Raw genomic sequence first — 15,506 nt, forward strand, 5'->3', positions numbered from 1 at the left:
TTTCGCTCCCCTTCAAATGCCAAACATTACACCCTGCAGATGGGCATATCAGATGCATAGCCTGGCTACCCAAGCGGTACATGATCGTATTTCAGATATTCCTCGAATACGCCCAGCGTATTGGCCCGCGTTACCTGCACCGCATAGCCGTCTGCGCCTGCGATAAATACGGTCTGCCGGGGACCATCGGTGAAATTTCCTGGCTTTCCACCGCTATCGCTGGCTGTCTGCTGCAGACGCTTTGACACGGCATCGACCTGGTCGGCGGACAGGCTGTTGACCCAATTCCGGATCTGATCAGGCGTCATTTTCTTGAGCTGGGCGAATTTCGCCAGGAATGGTATCTGACTCGCTCCCGCAGCATCCGAGATGACACTTCCTTGTTTGCTCAGCGCATCCGCAGCGACGTCGTCGTAGCCGGCCGACTTCAAAAAACGTTTAGATGCAGTTTCATACTTGTGCGCATCTTTATTCGCTTCGTAAATTGCCTTGCCGACCACCCCGACCGCAGTCACCCCCAGGCCGACCGGTCCGAGCCAGGCGGCAGCGCCAAACGCCGGCGCCACCGTCAATGCGCCGCCAACGGCAGTCGTCGCTGAAAGCGCCGCATTGGCGCCATCTTGCTGAGTACCGATACCGAATGTCGACCTTACCGCGCTGACGCCGTCGAGCACCGTCGACACGCCCGCAATCAGGTCACCCGCAGACGCACGGCCGGCCATCTTCCACTCGCCGCCAAATTGCCCCATCAGCGAATTCTTGTCGATGCGGCCCAAACCGACCAGCACTTCGACGTTCTTTTGGACGAAGCCCGACGAGTCGACCAGCAGCTTGAGACTGTTCTGCGGGTCGGACGGATCGGCGTTGAATTTGTTGTCCGAATTGATGAGACTGGCGCTGGCAAAGACCACGGCAACACCGCGCAGCAATTGACCCGGCACCGTGACTTTATTGAAAGTCTTGGATAGCGTTGCGTCGGTGCTGAGCGTCTTGTTAAGGTTTTGCAGCGCCGCATCCGCGCCGTCCGGCGTCCGGGTTTCAGCAATATTGTCGGCAGCCCCCTGCACCGCTTTGATGGCTTTGTCGAGGTCGCTCTGCGTCACGCCCAACAGTCGCGCAAAAGGCTCGCCATGCAAGCTGTTGATCGCCCGCTTGGCTTGCTCGACGCTCACAGGATCGTGGAGGTCGACCCCTTGCAGTTGGCTAAGTACATTGCGGCGCAAGTAGGCAGAGGCGATCTCGCTGGAGTACTTGCGTCCGATGTCGCCGATCTTCGACAAGGCGAACAAGTCAGCCATATCCTTGGCGTGTGACGCATCCGTCAAATTCGGATCGGCCTGAATCGCGGTGGAAATGGCCAAGCCTGCGGACGGATCGCTGACGATCGCCTGCAACGCCGGATCGACCATTGCCCGCGTCACCGACGTCTGCGGCGTCTGGTTGACTGCGATCATTTGCGCAGTCAGCTGGTTGCCATCGGCTACAATCTGCTGGCGCAGCTTGTCTTCGTCAGCTTGCCAACCGGGTCCCTTCTTGGTGCGATAGTCGGCGACAGCCTGATTGAGCTGTTGCGGTGTCATACCGGCGCCGAGGTTCTGCACCAGCCAGGATATCTCGGCATCGTGCTGCGCCAGCTTCGTGACGTCAGCCGTGACAACTCCCTTGAATTGCTGCATGCCGTCTATCACGACCTTCATTACGCCATTGCCATCGAGCCCCGCTGCCTGCATGCGCTTGACTAGATCAAGGGTCGGCTGCGGGTTGGCGCCGCGAGCGATATTTTTCTGGTCCCGCAACGCGATGCCGTCATTGATGATCTGGACCACACCGTCCGGTTTCTGTCCGTCCATCTTGATGGCTCCCGCCAGCGCGATTGCGTAAGCGGGGTCCGCGCCGGCAGCGATCGCGTCGCGCACTGCATCGCTGTTCCAGGCTCCGGTCGCGGCAAGCCGCACTATCGCATTATCGCCTTGCGTACTGCCCGCGATGCGCCCTGACAAATTCATCAAGACAGTCATTCCTTGAGTCCCGAATAGCGAAAAAGCACTGTGCTCCGGATCCTTGTAGAAAGTTTCATAAGCGGACACGGCACGCTCAACCAGCGCGCCAGCCATTGTTTTATCCAAACCCTGCGTCGCCTGATCCACCCGCCTGATCGCCGCTACAGTTTGTCCCTGGGGCAATACTCCATTCTCAGGCTTCTGCGTAATCGGCTGGTTGGCCCACGCCGCGACAGCGTCCAACATATCCTGCGCATGCGGGTCGGCCAGCAACGCGTCCTTTACATCCTGCGGCGCATTGGCATAGCCGGCACTGAACGTTCTCATCATTTGAAGCGGATCGCTCTGCGCCCGAACGCCGGTGACGATCGCTTGCACCTGGCGGCCGATGCGCACCTGGGCGATAGCACTGTCGACCAGTTTGTATGTAGCCGGGTCCCGGACGTAGGTAGCCGCAAGCTCCCGTCCGGCCTTGCTAAGCGTTGCATCATCGGTCTTGACGCCGACCCTCGCGCCGATCGCGCCGTCGACGGCATCGTTGAGCTGGTTCAGCGCATCATCTGCGTTTTGTTGCGCGAAGCCATCGCGCAGTTCCGCGTGCGCGGCGTTACTGCCTTTAGCTGCATCGTCCCTGAGTGACGCCAATAAGCGCTGCGTGGAATCCACCTGCCGGAGCGCGTCGTTCACCTTTTTCGTCTCGGAAGTGAAGGCAGTTGCAGTATCGCCGTTCGCGCTCGTTGCACCTGGCTGGGCCTTGCCGCCCATGCCAGGAATCCAGATTTTCTCCCCCGGATAAATACGGTCCTGGCTATATATGTTATTGGCCAGCGCGATTTCTCCAACGTCGCCGCCATGAGTCGCAGCGATTTGATACAAGGTCTCGCCGCTCTGCACGGAATATAGCGCTGGAAGCACGTCCCCTCCCTTTTGCAGCGGGACCGTGAGCGCTTCACCTGGGATGAGATGGTCGGGATCTGTCAGTGCGGGATTGGCGTCAATGATGTCCTGCACCGGCACACAATAGCGCGCCGCCAACTCATGGAGGGATTCGTCCTGCCCGACAATATGCGAGATTGCCGTGTCGTCCGTGGGGTCTGGCAAAGGTAGGGCCTGTGGCGGCGTATCGAGAGCAGCAAAGTTAACTGAACTTGCGATCGATTTTGGATATATGTAGAGTGACATCTGATGGACGCAATCTCTGGAAGGTGAGAAGTGAGTAGTGGCAGATGCTGCAAATAGATGTCTGGGACCCTTCCGATACTCCCAGCGTCCGCGAAAGCGTCAGCAAATCGCCATGGAAGATTCAGATCCCATTACACCAGTTGTTTATTACCTCCGTATGAAATTCCGGCTGTAGCAGGATAGCGCGCATCGATGCGCAACAAACATTCGCTGGCGGGTAGTTGAGTCGATTCCCGGTCGAGATCATCGGCCAATTGAAGAAAGGAATTGACTGTCTCGTCGAGGCACGGATTAGCAGCCGGATGGGCGCCAACGTGTAACGAGCGGGTATCAAGCGGGTATCGAGGCGCGCTATCTAGTCAGTTGGAAAACAACCCGCGCATTGTCAAATTTTGAAGCAGGACAACTTCCCCGCTCATGGCATAGGGCGTGTCATTCAAGTGAAGGAAAAATTATCAGGAGGTAAAGTTGGCGATTGCTGAACGAATCGTCAAACCCGCAGAAAAGGGCTTCGTGCTATGATGAAATTATTTCCCAATGGCAACAAAAATGACTAGATTCCGCGACAGATTTAAGGCTTGCCGGCTTTCGAATTTAGTACTCAGCCGGCGTTGCCACATGGATAACAAAACCGATTTTTGACCCAGATACAGCGCTATCGATCTGCGCCTGGTTGCGCAATGACGAACAAACGCAACTGTGCGTCATTCCAATCGGAATGGCCCGGGTCCTCAGCATAGATAGTACTGGTCTGAAAATCGATGACTCGGATGGATGGTTGCAAGAAAAACGCGCGGTTGGAGCCCGCCTTGCCGGGCCTGTATCCGTCAGCGTCGATGCCAAACCGACATGATTGCAGCGTCGACACAAATTGCGTCAACGAACGAACTAAAATGATTTGATACGCTCAAATCATGCTTGGGAACAACATTTAGACATTGAAATTCCATACGAATTCACCGGCCATCGTTTGCGATGATCTGAGAACGTTAACAAACTTTCATGCGCAATGAAAATTCGCTTGGTGAAGAAAAATTGATTACGCCTGGCAGACAACGTAGACAAAGACCAAAATGATAAATGCCGCTGAAGTTCTCGACCCTTTTGAAGATGAATTTGCACCGCAGAATCCGCGCCAGGCAAGAAGCCATGAGCAACGCCATACAGTAAATTTTTTTGAAGAGCAGCAATTGGTCTTTGACATGCGGAAGAAAGAAGATCATGTACCCTCGCGTATCGCCAGTGAGCTCATAGCAGCATCGACGCCAGAAGCGCGAATGGCCAATATTCGAAGCATGCTTTCGGTCTTGGGATTCAATTTCCTTCAATACGAGGCCGTGCAAAATACGAACGATGGCGGTCACGAGCACTACTTTCTCAAAACGTATGTTCCCGGCGAATGGGCGAATCAATATGCACGCAAACATTATTGCAATCTGGATCCGAGAGTAAGCGCGTGTCTCGGCTCCCCCTTCCCATTCGTCTGGGATTTGCAATATTTCTTGAAAGCCCGTTTGTTTCCGCCGCACGATGCGCGAACGCGTGGATTTCTCGAAGACATGGCTCGCGCAGGGATGTGCAGCGGCATCTCCTTTGGCTTCATTAATCCGGCAACCCATCGGCAGGTAGTCGTAGGATTCAATTCCGCCAATCCGTCCAAGAACTGGATTACCACGAGTGTTGTCGGGCAAGCGTTGATTCTTGGTCTGTCGATCCACGAATTCATCTCCGGCTGCATTGAAAAATTGATGCACCACCCTGACCTGGATGCCGTCTCGGACATCCAAAAGCAAATACTCGAATGCCTGGCAAACGGCCTAAGTGATAAAGAAATAGCCCGAAACCTGAAAACCACTTATCACAATGTGGACTATCATTTACGCTATTTGCGGAAAAAATATGGCGCAACGAACCGCGCGCAGCTGGCCTATATGATCGGCCGACTGGCGATTGTTTGAAGAAAAAAACAAAGATGTCACGCGCCGCATGAATTCCCGATCGCCCCTTCTTCTCATAGGTATCAATTAGCACCATTACTGAATCTGCCCCTGGATGTCGACCCTGATCGCCCCTTCCACCTGCGGCGAAGCGAGTACCGTCAGATCGGGAAAATCGGCGACAAGTATCGATCGCAGATGAGCGCGTATTTCAATCGCGTTGACCAATAGCACGGGTTTCGGAAAATCATCCTTCTGTGCTTGCCTGGCACCCGTGATTTGCAGTATCTGGGAATGAATAGACAAGCGCAATGTCTCCGGCAACAGCAAAACGCTGCCGCTGCCGCTTTGTTTCAGATACTGCTTGATCTGATCTTCGAAACCAGGTGCTACTACGATGGCTGCAAGCGTACCGTTGTGCAAGGTATTGCGATAGCTGATTGAACGAACCATGGCATTGCGCACGTATTCGGTCAGCATGACATTATCCTTTTCACGCGCGGCGGTTTCAATCAATGCCTGAGCGATGAGACGCAGGTCGCGTATCGGTATTTGCTCTTGCACCAACCGGCGCAACACATCCGCCAGTCGGGCCAAGGGCACTTGCTGTTTCAATTCCTTTTCCAGATCCGGGTATGCGTCTTCAAGACGTTTGAGCAGTAACTGGGTTTCTTGAATTCCCATGAATTCATGTGCATGGCGGCTGACCACGCGAAAGACATATTGCGCCAGAATTTGTTCCGCGTGCAAAACCCGAAATTCATTTTCTGTCAGTCTGTTTTTCTGATTTAGCGGAACCCACACACCGGCGTTGCCAAACATGCCGTCCGCCATCACATAGGGAATACCTGCAGCTTTTAAATTTGCCTCCTCCTCAAGACAAAGCACATGTCCCGGCATGAGAGAACCCTGCAGCATCGGGATTTCGTTGATATACAAGATGAACTTCCCCGGGGCAAGGCGAGAGGCGGGACGGATGACCATCCCGGGAAAAGGAATACCCAAGTCATGCGCGACATGCCGACGCACATTTTCCAATCCGGCATCAAGCCGTTGCGGATTAACGTCCTGTGCAATCTGCGGATATACCTCCATGACGATCGGTATCGTCATCAGATGATCGGCATCATCGATAAAAACGGGAACCAGATCACTTCCTTCCCGTGACATTGACGGCATCAACACCTCCGACGGATTGCGCGCCCTGCCTCGCCTGCCTGCCCCCAGGTTCCAGCCAGTCAGCGCTACCGTCAGGCCCAGTGCCAGAAATTGCCATTTCGGAAAACCGGGCACCAGCAGCATGGCAAACACCACAACGCCAGTGACCACCAATGCTTTCGGATGCGCCTTGATTTGTTGCGCGATCTCATTACCAAGAGGAATCGCCTCGATGCTGTCGGAACGTGCAACACGGGTGATGACGATGCCGGCTGCGATGGAAACGAAGAGGGAGGGAATTTGAGAAACCAGGGCGTCGCCCACAGCCAGAACAGAATATGTCTGCAAAGCCGTATCCAGGCTCATGTCCTTGCGTAACATGCCCACCATGATGCCCGCCAGGATATTCACCAGTGCGATGATGATGCCCGCAATTGCATCTCCCTTGACAAACTTCATGGCGCCATCCATGGCGCCATATAACTGACTTTCGCTCTCCAGCGTCCGGCGGCGCTGACGTGCATCATCTTTGTGGATAATGCCCGCGCGCAGATCGGCATCGATGCTCATTTGCTTACCCGGCATGGCGTCAAGGCTGAAACGGGCAGCCACTTCGGCAACCCGCTCAGAACCTTTGGCAATGACGATAAACTGGACAATTGCAATGATGGCGAATACCACCATGCCGATAATGACGTCGCCGCCGACGACCAATTTGCCAAAGGTAGAGATGATGTCGCCCGCATAGGCATGCAGCAGTATTTGACGTGTCGACGCAATATTTAGCGACAGTCGAAACAGCGTAGTAAAAAGTAGCAGTGACGGAAAAGTCGATAGGCCAAGCGGGGAAGCAATGTATAACGAAACGATCAGTAATGTGACGGAAACGGTAAGATTGAATGCTATCAATGTATCGAGCACATACGGAGGCAAGGGCAATACCAGCAATGCTATGACCGCTACAATCAGCGCCACGAGCATCAGGTCGTAATGGCGCCCCAAGCGAGAAAGCCGCGTACTCGAACCAACTGACCGAGGGCTGCCCAAACTATTCCATGCTGACTTTAAAAATGCCATGTCTGCCTCAACTTAAATTAAACGCTCATGCATCGGGCTTGATGTCCCGGACCCAGCGCAATACCGCTGCAACCGGTTCAATCAAATCGTCAGGAATATAATGATTCACCGGAACTTTGGCCTGCAACTGCCTTGCCAACTGAATATCCCGTAATATCGGAATGCCCTCCTCTTGTGCCACCCGGCGTATTTCTTCCGCTATGAACCCTTCACCCTTTGCCAGAACAACCGGGATCGCCGTCTCGTCCTGGTTGTAGTACAGCGCGACGGCAATATGGGTTGGATTGACCACCACGACATTGGCTTTGCGGACGTTATCGAGCATGGTCTGCATGCTTAATTCCTGCTGGAGTTGCCTGCGCTTGGCACGCAAATGAGGATCGCCCTCCATCTCTTTATATTCACGCTTGACCTCGTCTTTTGTCATCCGATTTTTACGGGTGAAATCCCAACGCTGGAAACTGAAATCCGCAATGGCGAACACAATGAAGGCCGCAAGCGACATCCAGAACAATTGACCGATGACTTTTTCGGCCAGAAAAAGAACGCCGGCAATCGGCAGGAAACGGGCATCAAACAGGATGCCTAGTATTTGACGCGTCAATAAAAATACAATCAAGCCTAACAATATTGATTTGGATAACAGCTTGAACAACTCAAAAACCGTACGCAGAGAAAAGATGCGCTGCATTCCGGTAATAGGGTTGAGTCGTTTCAAATCCGGCATGACGCGTGTAATCACCAGTAAGCCGCGGCTTTGGAGCAAACCGATCGCTATCGAGGTAAATATCAGGAGGGCAATCAATGGCAAACTGAAACCAATGCCTTCAACAAACATGTTTTTCGTGGCGTGGAGGACTGCATCCGGATCTTTCATCGACCGCCAATCCATGTTCAGCGCTTGATTTATAAGTCCCATCATGTTTTGAATAAAAGATTTCCCTGTCATGGCGAGCGCCACGCTGACAACCAGCATCGACAAAGCAGAAACCAGATCCTGGCTCACCGGGATATCGCCCTTACGGCGCAGATCGTGCAGCTTCTTGGGGGTGGGCTGTTCCGTCTTGCTTTGACTGCTGCTCGAATCACTCATCGAAGCACCCCTTCCAATGTCTTGTTCAACTCATGGAAATTGGGCAATAACTGCATTCCGTCCGACAATAGCGAACTATAAATAAGAAGCAACACGGCAAGGATCCCCACCTTGAGGGGGAGCGACAAGAAGAAGACGTTCAATTGCGGAGCAAAGCGGGACAACAAACCCAACGCCAGCTCAACCAGCAACATGAGAATGACAAAGGGCGCAGCGATTTTGACGACCAGCACTATCATCTGCATGATTGCCGCCATCAGCATGGTGATCAGTTTAAGATTACCGACGATGGGCAGCATCTTATTGATTGGCCAGATAACATAGCTTTCAAACAGCATGTCCACCAGCTGCCTCATGCCACCGGAAATAAAAAAGAAAACGGTCAGCAGCTGCATGAAGAGTCCGCCGATTAATGAATCTTCCTCTCCGGATAATGGGTCGATAGCGACACTCATGGTCAAGCCGGCTTGATATTCGATGATGACTCCCGCCGTATGGAAGGCCCAAAATGATAAACTGGCGAATACGCCGAGCACCATGCCTAAACCGGCTTCCTTGAGCAAGCATGGTAAAAGCATGTGCCAATCCGCCTGGAATAAAGGCAGTTGAGATTGCAATAGCGGGAACAGGAATAAACTCAATCCGGCCACGAAGCTCAGGCGCACGGTGAGTGGCATTACTTTCGTAGAAAAAAACGGCATGAAGGAAAACGCCAATAACATGCGCACCATCAACATGCCCAGACCTATCAGCGAGGATTCAAGATTTTGATATTGGTCTAACATGGCTGCGCCGCTTACCTCACCAACGCAATGGACGCAAACAGTCCATCTGCAAAGGTGAACAATTCGCCCCCCAGCCAACCCGACATCAAGGCAATGACAATCACAGCAACTACCAGCTTGATGCCAAACGCCATGGTTTGATCCTGCATTTGGGTGACGGCCTGCAGGAACGCCAGTAACAAGCCAGTCACTCCGACCGCCAGAACCACCGGCATTGAGAGCAAGAGCACGAGCATCAGCGCCTGCTTCACATCTGTCGCGAGTGTCGCAATATTCATGATTACGCTACAACCTATTGATAAGTAAGAATCAGGTTATGAATCAGCTTGGCCCAACCGTCCAACATGACAAACAGCAATAGCTTGAGTGGCACCGAAACGACGGTGGGAGAGAACATCATCATGCCGAGCGCTAATAAGATGTTGGCCACAACCAGATCGATAATCACAAACGCGAGATAAATCAGAAACCCGATTTTGAAAGCCGCGGTCAGTTCAGTGACGGTAAAAGCGGGCACCAGCACGAGCAAGTCATTGTTTTTCAGTTTGGCGGCCTGTTCCGGCGGCCATATCTTTTGCGCCGAACGCACAAAAAATTCCCGTTCCCGCTGTTCCGCATGTTTTTCGAGGAAAGCTCTCAGCGGCTCGCGCCCCTGATTCATGATTTCAATCAGCCCGCTTATGCGCAAGCTGCCGTTTGTTATTTGCGCTTGCGAAACATCTGACATCTGATTGACAACCGGCGCCATGATATAAAACGACAAGATGAGTGCGAGGCCGTTGACGACCAGGTTCGGAGGCACTTGCTGCAACCCTATTGCGTTCCTGGCCAGACTGAATACCACAACCAGCTTGGCAAACGAGGTCACCATGACTGCGATAAAAGGAGCGAGGCTAAGTAACGCAAGGCTGATAATGAGAACGAGAGGATCTTGATTCAGCATTTTTTGTTTTTTTTAATCAGTCCAACGAAACGCCGCCTGCATCCGGAAGATTGTCCGGCTGGCGAACCTTTGTCAGTCGAACCGCGAGTCTTCTTCCCACCAGAACCAGACTCCCCTGTGCGATTAACTTGCCATGGATCCGGACATTCACAACGGCATCGGCGGCTTCGTCCGGCAGCTGGAAGACGTAGTCCGGTGCGATATGAGCAATCTCTGACACCGGTAACGATAACTCGCCAAGATCAAATGAAACGGGTAATTCAAGCTGATTCATGTCGATGTGCATGTACGCATTCTCCGAAAAATTAGCTGCAAGATCCTGAAATCCCGGCGTTGAATCCATGGGCCGGGATTTCACGGTCAATATTTTGTGTTTCCAATGTGCGTAAAAAGTCGCATTGCTGCCTTTTGTCTCGATATCAAAACCAACCTGCAAGCCGTGCTTGTCCAATCGAACTTGATCCATCCAAATCAGGTCGCCCAATGACAGCTCGGCGATCTGCCCGGCGTGCAATCTTGTGATACCGACCTGAAGTCTCGTCCGCACCTGTAATTGGCCGACGGCGACCGATTGTTCTTTCCGCGCGGCAGGCAAATGCTTCCTGAACCAACCCAATGTCAGCGGCGAGCAAACTGCAAACACCCCCATCGATTTCGTCTGCTGCGTCATATTCGTCAGTTCGAATGAAAATGACTGCCATCCGTCAGGTCCGTGCGGGGGATCCCACTCCACTTCGGCAGAATCCAGATCGTTTGCCACGCTCGATGGAAATTTCTCCAATAATCCAGACAGTATTTTTTGCACAGTGAGGGTGCGTAATACTTCCGGCATTTCCGTAAACGGTGCGCCGTTCAGCCGGGCATCCAATGCACCAAGCCGATTGAGGCCGACTGCCCATCGATGGTCACGCTGCCTGAAAAGAATTCGCACTTGAGACGTTTCAGATTGCGGTTCAATCCATTTCAACTCAAGTTCACCGCTGGCAAGCTGGAAGCGGATATCCGAACGCCATAAGAGCCATTGATTCATTTCTTCCAGCCAGGCGTCAGACAACACCGGGAGACATTGTTCAACAAGCATATTCTTGCTTTGCCGTTTCAAAAATGAGAGTGTTTGGTAGCAGGTCTGATGCCATGTTTTCCGAGAAATCCGGCATCACCGGGCGCCGCGCTAAACGGAGGCGTAACCATCTCAACCACGCGCAATCGCGTCCACCTTGACCACCAGATTAGTTGATGCAGTAAGGCTTGCATTCAGCTTTTCGCGTTCACGCTGCATCACAAGCAATGTCTGCTGATCTGACGCATACAGGCGAACCTGCAACGATGCGCCCTGTCGTGACATTTCTATCATGGCGCCTGGCAGGATCGCCCCCACGTCCAGCACGACGCTGCCGAAACTACTCGAACCAGATTGATTTCCCATATAGAGAGACTGGCAAAAATTCTCTAAAAGGGTATGCAACTCGGTTTCATTGACGATGGGTGCCGAGCTGTTTCCAGAAGACACGACCGGTGCCATGGATGGAATATGTGTCGGCAGTGGCGCTTGGCCCATCGGCAAACCGCCGTGGAATTCTTTCAAAACGTCGTCATGCCGGGTTGGCGACTGCATCGCCATAAGCGGGCCGGAGGCAGCCACATCGACCAGATTGTGTTTCGCATCATGCGGGGGCGGCGGGCTTTGATGAGCGCTATCCCGATAGTTCTCTCTGATCTGCTGGATCGTCAAATCCTTCGTTGGCATTGCAAGCGCTCGGCATTCCAGCCCGGGCAATCCTGATATTGCCGCCGTAGTAACAAGCTTGGCGCCGCCCTGCGGCAGATCGTCGGGCGATATCTGGCTGGCCAAGCGAGGATCCGCCTGCCCAAGCCCGGCAGCTTTCCACATTTGAATCGCAGCGGCGCTTGGTTTGCCTGATGGAAGCATCTGCGACACATGCGAAGACGCAAAACGGGTATCCAGGGCGTCGCCGCACATGGGTATTGTAGTTGGCATGGCTGGATTGGCTGGCATATTCAAAATCTCATTTCTGCAGGTATAAGCTGTTCAGAAAACCACTTTCTCAAACCCGTATCCTCATTTTGGTCGGATTCATGGCGGCGTATTATTTTTGCATCCTGGTTTTTCAAATCGGCCTGTTGCTCTTCTGCAAAGCGAATCTTTTCCTGATGACGGATCAAATCGCGATTTAACGTCGCAATTCGCATCTGTATGTCGGCACGCCGAGCCTCCATCCCTGCCTGGTGCTGCCTGAGCAGATTCTCGATTTCCCGCAGTTGCATATGATGAGCGTTATAGTTGCGGCCGTTTCCGAGAGTCCCTCCTTCTTGCAACCATTTTTGCCATTGGGATTGCCAATCACGCCGTTGATCGGAGACCAGTTTCATGTCGTCGCGCAGGAGCAGGAGCAGCTTGTCCACGTTGTTCCTGTCGTTGATTCCTGCGGACCTGAGTATCTCGATTCTGTCCATGCGCAAGCGATATACGCGAATTAGATTTAGCAACTGGGATTCCATGCAATCGGTCTGCATATCAGTCTCCAACCAACCGAGCGAGCTGTTCGATGCTGTCATAGAAATCGCCTATTTCTCCGGTCTTTTGCCGCAGAAACTGGCGCATGGGCTCGTGAGTACGGATCGCTTTGTCGGCGAACTTATCATTGCCATGCTGGATCTCTCCCATTTGCAATAGCATTTCGACAGATTCATATTTCCGCATCAATTCGCGCAGCATTCCTGCATTTTCATAATGTCCATCCGATACCACCTGACGCATCACGCGGCTGCGGCTCAGCGGGATATCGATGGCAGGGAAAGAATTGGCGTTGGCCAGCAGAGGCGAAAGAATAATGTGCCCGTCCAAGGTGGCGCGCATCTCTTCCCCAATCGGATCGCCCGCAATATCATCCTCAAGCAAGACAGTAAAAAAAGATGTGATCGAGCCTATGGCATTTTGCCCGGCTCGCTCGAACAATTTTGGCAGAGCAGTCAATGCGGAAGGCGGAAATCCTCTTCGCGTGGGCGGTTCTCCGGCGGCAAGGCCGATCTCACGCAATGCGCGCGCATAGCGCGTCACAGAATCCATCAAGAGAAGAACGGCACAACCCTGATCGCGAAAATATTCTGCAATTGCCATCGCAACACATGGCGCTTTGGCGCGTTCCGCCGCAGAACGGTCGGAGGTTGTCACCACGAATATGGTTTTCCGCATCTTGTCCGTTTCGGAAAAATGCTGAATGAATTCGCTGACTTCCCTGCCTCGTTCTCCCACCAGCGCGACAACATTGACATCGCTATCGGCACCTTCCGCAATCATGGACAACAGGGTACTCTTACCTGAACCGGCCGGCGAAAATATACCGATACGCTGCCCCCTGCCGCAGGTCAGCAATGCATCGATGGCGCGCACCCCGGTTTGGAAAACATCTTTCACCGGCCGGCGTTCAAATGGACTAGGTGCAGCGGCGAGTAGCGGATAGTCCACCATATCTGTCGTGATCAGATCTCTTTTTAGCGGAACGCCAAAACCATCCAGTGTCTGCCCCAGCAATTCGGGACCGACACGGATAGACGGTACGTGCCCAAGATTTTGGACATGCGTCTGGACCGATAGCCCCGTCAATTCGCCATAGGGCATCAACAGCAGGCCATCCCGCGTAACGCCGACTACTTCTGCCGACAACTGCCAGTCGCTGCCGGGGTTATAGAGCTGGCAAACATCGCCAATCCGCGCAGAAATTCCGGCCGCCTTGATCAGGGTTCCCACCGCCTGAGTCACCCGTCCCTTGATTTCCAAGGGTTGCAATCTATGCGTAGCGGTGTCCAATATTTCAGCGAAGTATTCCTGTTGGTTCAACATCAGCTGTCCTCCCGCAACGGTTCGGTGTGCAGATGCTGAGAAGTTCGCGATCCGCCGGATTCTGCCCGCCTGCCTGCAAACACGCTGATCAAGCTCTGGCGAATGACATTCAATTGATGTTCCAGGCCACCGTCAACCGCACCGTATTCTGTTTCCAGTACGCAATCCCCGAAGCGCATATGAGGGTCTTTAGCGACATCGATAAATTCTACGTAAGGGTAATCGCAAAGAATTTTTTGCAGAATATCATTGACCTCTTCAAACTGAATCGCAGCTACCCTCAAGCACATCTTTTTTTCCTGGCCTGCAGCCTGGATCACCTGCCGAACCAGTTTTTCGATTAGCAGGCTTTCATCAAGCGAGCCCAGCACTGTCTTCAACGCGTTCATCACCGTGTTAACCAGGCGCGCTTCCAGCCCTATGTAGGTCGACTCGAGCCGCATGACGCTGTCGATCATGCGCGCTGCGAACTCTTGGCCGCCCTTGGCGAATCCTTCCTGGTAACCTAGCTCACATTCCCGGGCAATTTCAGCATCCGCGCTTGCGCGCCGTTGCTTGGCATAGGCGCGCGCATCTGCGAGCAAAGCTGCGGCCTCAATCGAGGTTGCATACACTTCCGCCTTGACCACTTTGCCGTCACTGATGGCAAGCGCGCGCTTATCAATCAGAGTCAGTCGTTGCATGAGGCTCTCCTGGAAATTCGATGGCAACGTGACCGTGCCAGACGGGAAAAGTCTTTTTCAGGACATCAAAGAACAATGCGACCAATAAATCTCTCTTGCTTTCATGCAGCCTGAATGATTTTGCATTCTTCCAGGCAGGCGAAAATTTGAGCTTCAATCTGCCACGTACCGCGATGTCGCTTTCCGATAATGTCGACAGAATCAATCTAAAGGCAAACTGATGCCAGTCGTCGTCGGTACCAAGCGCTTCAATCCCGGCATCGCCCAAGCCTTGCAATGACGCAGTTGCCGGCGATAACGCGGGATCTGGCCCGGTGACCCAACGCAATCCGAATTCACGACATGCCGAACCCATGACTTGATCGATTTCTCTAATACGTTCACCCAGCACGATCTTGCGTAAATAGGGTTGTACCAAAACGGCCGCAACATGCTGTGCCAGCAGGATGAGATCCGATGCGTCGAGCAGCATCATTCTTTTTGCTCGATCCGAAAAATCGAAATCATAGGACTGTTCCAGCCGGCCAGATCGCAATAAGGCGTCCGAAAGGCAGCGCAGCCAGTATGGATTCCAGTCATTTCCGTTTGAGTCCAGCAGAGCATCATCTGGCAATGCATCGAGTGACTTGATCCGCGCAGGATGAACATATAACGCGGGGAAGAGATTGAATTTAAGAATCAGATCAAAGAATCGATCATGCACGATCGGCAACGCGTATCCCGTTTCAGCCAAGCACATTGCCTGCTCCGTACCCCCAAAATGCCTGGCCTCGTCAACATCCATCT

At 53.1% G+C, this 15,506-nt stretch carries 13 protein-coding genes; 1 reads left to right on the forward strand and 12 read right to left on the reverse strand.

Translation table 11 applies throughout. From position 1 onward, the window contains the following. Nucleotides 1-65 precede the first annotated feature (65 nt). Nucleotides 66-3,101, reverse strand: coding sequence for a LysM peptidoglycan-binding domain-containing protein (locus BLV81_RS20035; protein WP_176992911.1), 3,036 nt, complete (start codon nucleotides 3,099-3,101; stop codon nucleotides 66-68). A 1,154-nt stretch (nucleotides 3,102-4,255) separates the two neighbouring features. Between BLV81_RS20035 and BLV81_RS20040 the strand changes: the two genes are divergently transcribed. After that, complete coding sequence (locus BLV81_RS20040) at nucleotides 4,256-5,140, forward strand: helix-turn-helix transcriptional regulator (RefSeq protein WP_092359546.1); 885 nt, start codon at nucleotides 4,256-4,258, stop codon at nucleotides 5,138-5,140. A gap of 75 nt (nucleotides 5,141-5,215) precedes the next feature. On the opposite strand, the gene sctV is transcribed toward BLV81_RS20040, so the two are convergent. The 11 genes from sctV to BLV81_RS20095 form a co-directional block, all read right to left on the reverse strand. Continuing rightward, complete coding sequence (gene sctV / locus BLV81_RS20045; RefSeq protein WP_092359548.1) at nucleotides 5,216-7,354, reverse strand: type III secretion system export apparatus subunit SctV; 2,139 nt, start codon at nucleotides 7,352-7,354, stop codon at nucleotides 5,216-5,218. Between the two features lie 25 nt (nucleotides 7,355-7,379). Further along, nucleotides 7,380-8,447: a type III secretion system export apparatus subunit SctU gene (gene sctU / locus BLV81_RS20050; protein WP_092359550.1), complete on the reverse strand. Its 1,068-nt coding sequence runs from the start codon at nucleotides 8,445-8,447 to the stop codon at nucleotides 7,380-7,382. Continuing rightward, on the reverse strand, nucleotides 8,444-9,232 hold the full coding sequence (gene sctT, locus BLV81_RS20055) for a type III secretion system export apparatus subunit SctT (protein WP_092359551.1): 789 nt from the start codon (nucleotides 9,230-9,232) through the stop codon (nucleotides 8,444-8,446). Before sctT ends, sctU begins: the two co-directional genes overlap by 4 nt. A gap of 11 nt (nucleotides 9,233-9,243) precedes the next feature. Beyond that, a complete protein-coding gene (gene sctS, locus BLV81_RS20060; protein WP_092359553.1) occupies nucleotides 9,244-9,510 on the reverse strand; it encodes a type III secretion system export apparatus subunit SctS in 267 nt (88 codons plus the stop codon). 14 nt (nucleotides 9,511-9,524) lie between these two features. Beyond that, nucleotides 9,525-10,175 carry a type III secretion system export apparatus subunit SctR gene (gene sctR / locus BLV81_RS20065; RefSeq protein ID WP_092359555.1) on the reverse strand — a complete coding sequence of 217 codons (651 nt, stop codon included), beginning with the start codon at nucleotides 10,173-10,175 and terminating at the stop codon, nucleotides 9,525-9,527. A gap of 16 nt (nucleotides 10,176-10,191) precedes the next feature. Next, a complete protein-coding gene (sctQ, locus tag BLV81_RS20070) occupies nucleotides 10,192-11,256 on the reverse strand; it encodes a type III secretion system cytoplasmic ring protein SctQ (RefSeq protein WP_092359557.1) in 1,065 nt (354 codons plus the stop codon). Nucleotides 11,257-11,367: 111 nt separating this feature from the next. Further along, on the reverse strand, nucleotides 11,368-12,192 hold the full coding sequence (locus tag BLV81_RS20075) for a hypothetical protein (RefSeq protein ID WP_143036393.1): 825 nt from the start codon (nucleotides 12,190-12,192) through the stop codon (nucleotides 11,368-11,370). A 2-nt stretch (nucleotides 12,193-12,194) separates the two neighbouring features. Then, a complete protein-coding gene (locus BLV81_RS20080; RefSeq protein WP_143036394.1) occupies nucleotides 12,195-12,752 on the reverse strand; it encodes a hypothetical protein in 558 nt (185 codons plus the stop codon). Then, a complete protein-coding gene (locus BLV81_RS20085; RefSeq protein WP_369823910.1) occupies nucleotides 12,712-14,034 on the reverse strand; it encodes a FliI/YscN family ATPase in 1,323 nt (440 codons plus the stop codon). The genes BLV81_RS20080 and BLV81_RS20085 overlap by 41 nt, the downstream gene beginning before the upstream one ends. Before the next feature lie 2 nt (nucleotides 14,035-14,036). Beyond that, complete coding sequence (gene sctL, locus BLV81_RS20090; RefSeq protein ID WP_143036395.1) at nucleotides 14,037-14,747, reverse strand: type III secretion system stator protein SctL; 711 nt, start codon at nucleotides 14,745-14,747, stop codon at nucleotides 14,037-14,039. Beyond that, nucleotides 14,698-15,504, reverse strand: a complete 807-nt coding sequence (locus tag BLV81_RS20095) for a SctK family type III secretion system sorting platform protein (protein ID WP_092359566.1) — start codon at nucleotides 15,502-15,504, stop codon at nucleotides 14,698-14,700. Before BLV81_RS20095 ends, sctL begins: the two co-directional genes overlap by 50 nt. Nucleotides 15,505-15,506: the final 2 nt, after the last annotated feature.

Origin of the sequence: Collimonas sp. OK242, from assembly GCF_900107095.1 — a bacterium.
Taxonomy (GTDB): Bacteria; Pseudomonadota; Gammaproteobacteria; order Burkholderiales; family Burkholderiaceae_D; genus Collimonas.

Coding starts and splice junctions, on each gene's coding strand:
- sctS (WP_092359553.1), bottom strand. CDS start 9,510: ATGAATATTGCGACACTCGCGACAGATGTGAAGCAGGCGCTGATGCTC.
- BLV81_RS20095 (WP_092359566.1), bottom strand. CDS start 15,504: ATGGATGTTGACGAGGCCAGGCATTTTGGGGGTACGGAGCAGGCAATG.
- BLV81_RS20080 (WP_143036394.1), bottom strand. CDS start 12,752: ATGACAGCATCGAACAGCTCGCTCGGTTGGTTGGAGACTGATATGCAG.
- sctR (WP_092359555.1), bottom strand. CDS start 10,175: ATGCTGAATCAAGATCCTCTCGTTCTCATTATCAGCCTTGCGTTACTT.
- sctQ (WP_092359557.1), bottom strand. CDS start 11,256: ATGCTTGTTGAACAATGTCTCCCGGTGTTGTCTGACGCCTGGCTGGAA.
- BLV81_RS20075 (WP_143036393.1), bottom strand. CDS start 12,192: ATGCCAGCCAATCCAGCCATGCCAACTACAATACCCATGTGCGGCGAC.
- sctV (WP_092359548.1), bottom strand. CDS start 7,354: ATGGCATTTTTAAAGTCAGCATGGAATAGTTTGGGCAGCCCTCGGTCA.
- sctT (WP_092359551.1), bottom strand. CDS start 9,232: ATGTTAGACCAATATCAAAATCTTGAATCCTCGCTGATAGGTCTGGGC.
- sctU (WP_092359550.1), bottom strand. CDS start 8,447: ATGAGTGATTCGAGCAGCAGTCAAAGCAAGACGGAACAGCCCACCCCC.
- BLV81_RS20040 (WP_092359546.1), top strand. CDS start 4,256: ATGATAAATGCCGCTGAAGTTCTCGACCCTTTTGAAGATGAATTTGCA.